This window comes from Neobacillus cucumis, from assembly GCF_023715505.1.
The window spans coordinates 1-2,161 of the sequence record NZ_JAMBOH010000076.1 but is presented as its reverse complement, the minus strand read 5'-3'; the positions used below and the strand labels follow the sequence as shown (position 1 = coordinate 2,161).

Here is a 2,161-nt window from a genome sequence, read left to right as displayed (position 1 = left end):
GATGCTTTACCTGCAGCAGAAAGCTACATTTTATCTTTCGTTAAGGGCAAGATGGATAAAACCTCTCTGGAGTCAGAGACCTTGGCACGTTACACATCGATATGATACGGCAACTCGGGAGACCCTATTGGTCTTTTCTTGTTAGAAGAGTATGGTGTACAAGCGATAAAAAGCAAGGAAACCAAATGCTGTGTAGGGAGTCGGATAGCAGCGTAGTACCAAAGAAGTTGGGTAATGCCGATGGAGGAAAGGCTAGCTACCAGTTATCGCCCTTACTAGGGAATCATTTACTACACTCAGAGGTAGGGATAAATGGAAACAAAACTACTAAGGATAGCAGAATTAGCAAAACCTCAATCTAAGAGATTAGCAACATTTTGTGAATGGTAACTAGGAGGAACCGTGTGCGTGAATAGCGCAAGCACGGTTCTGTGAGGGGGGAGGAACACAATCTACCGCAAGGTAGAAAGGTTCCCTTCTACTCGACTAGTAAAAGAAGGATTTATTATTGGTCTTAATGAATTAGTTAGATAGAGGAAAATATAGACGGGGGTTTTTATATGAAAAAAGACTTGCTTGAATACATAAAGGTTGCAAGTTTTGTTATAATTGCGGTTAGTTTATCTATTATTGCTTGGAATTCCTCGAAGGAAGCTTCATATCTCCAGGGAATTGAAGAACATTTAAGCGGCATTTTCGTAGCTCTGAATAATCTTCAACAATGATAAAATAATGGTTATTCTTCATCTAACAGATGCGTTGATCCAGGAGGATTAACGCTTTTTTTTGAATTCCTTATTTAACAAACTGGCAGGTTAGTTTAAGATAAACCATGCAAACATAATTAAAAAGCTAAAGACCAGTATAGGCTTTAGCTTTAGCTTTTTCTTAATTCTTTATATTTTTTCCCCCACTCGCCCATACTATTTAGTATAGGAATAAAACTTTTCCCTAAAGGTGTTAGCGAATATTCTACCTTTGGAGGAACTTCTTTATATACTTCTCTGTGAACCATTTGGTCTTCTTCCAATTCTCTCAACTGACGTGTCAGTATTCCTTTTGAAATATCAGGTAACAACCTTTGAAGTTCATTAAATCTTCTTGTCTTTCTGCTTAAATGCCATAAGACGATGATTTTCCATTTTCCTGCAATTATGTCTTGAGTTTCTGTAACTGGACAAACCTCTATTTGGTCCTCTGGAGGTTCACCGAACCTACTTCGTGCCATAATGAATACCTCTCTTTCTTAATGGTACTATTTTTGTGACTATGTTATAAAAAAGTGACTACTTTTAAAAAAACATCTAATACTATAATATTAGATTACGGATTAGTAATCCAATAAAAAGTTATAAAATACCTGGAGGTTATTTTAAATGAAACATCTTATTGTTTATGCACATCCATATGCTGACAGCTTAAATCACTCTTTCATGGAAACAACAGTCAATGCATTAAAGAAAAATGGTCACGAAGTTGTTGTCCGTGATTTATATGCACTTGATTTTCAACCTGTACTGAAACCTGAAGATACATCAGCTATGAAAGCAGGAAAAACTCCTGATGATATTAAAACGGAACAAGAATTTGTTGCTGAAGCAGACGTAATAACATTTATTTACCCTATTTGGTGGACAGGTCTTCCAGCTATTCTTAAAGGATATGTAGACCGAGTATTTGCATTTGGGTTTGCTTATTCTGCTGGACCAGAAGGTGTAATTAAGTTATTAGAAGGTAAAAAAGGTTTTATCATCAATACACATGGTACTCCTAATGAGGTTTACGATGAAATCGGTATGACAGCAGGTTTGAAAGTCACTTCTGACATTGGAATATGGGATTTTACTGGAATTGAGCCTGTGGACCATTTACTATTCGGAAGTATTGGATACCTTGATGAAGAAGCATATAAAGGTATGTTAAAGAAAGTTGAAGACACAATTAATTCCCATTTCTCATAAACATATACAAATATTGAAAAGGACTGCTCATAACTGGGTAGTCTTTAATTATTTTTGAAAGGTTCTTATTCTACTAACGGGTGCGCGCGACAAGTTCTGTTATAAGCGTTTAGCGCGTGAAATACAGGAAGTTCATTCTTGAACTTCAACTTTACAACGGAAGATAGGAATGAAGGAACCATGTTTCCTGAAACTATCTC

General features: G+C 36.2%; 3 protein-coding genes. 2 read left to right on the top strand and 1 reads right to left on the bottom strand.

The genetic code is table 11. From position 1 onward, the window contains the following. The first annotated feature begins 560 nt into the window (after positions 1–560). The gene (locus tag M3226_RS31250) at positions 561–725 is read left to right on the top strand and encodes a hypothetical protein (protein WP_251573391.1); all 165 of its coding nucleotides are present in this window, start codon (positions 561–563) and stop codon (positions 723–725) included. Between the two features lie 152 nt (positions 726–877). Here the strand turns inward: M3226_RS31250 and M3226_RS31245 are convergent, their stop codons facing one another. Further along, positions 878–1,228, bottom strand: coding sequence for a winged helix-turn-helix transcriptional regulator (locus tag M3226_RS31245; protein ID WP_251573389.1), 351 nt, complete (start codon positions 1,226–1,228; stop codon positions 878–880). 148 nt (positions 1,229–1,376) lie between these two features. Between M3226_RS31245 and M3226_RS31240 the strand changes: the two genes are divergently transcribed. Then, complete coding sequence (locus tag M3226_RS31240; protein ID WP_251573388.1) at positions 1,377–1,961, top strand: NAD(P)H-dependent oxidoreductase; 585 nt, start codon at positions 1,377–1,379, stop codon at positions 1,959–1,961. The last annotated feature ends 200 nt before the right edge of the window (positions 1,962–2,161 follow it).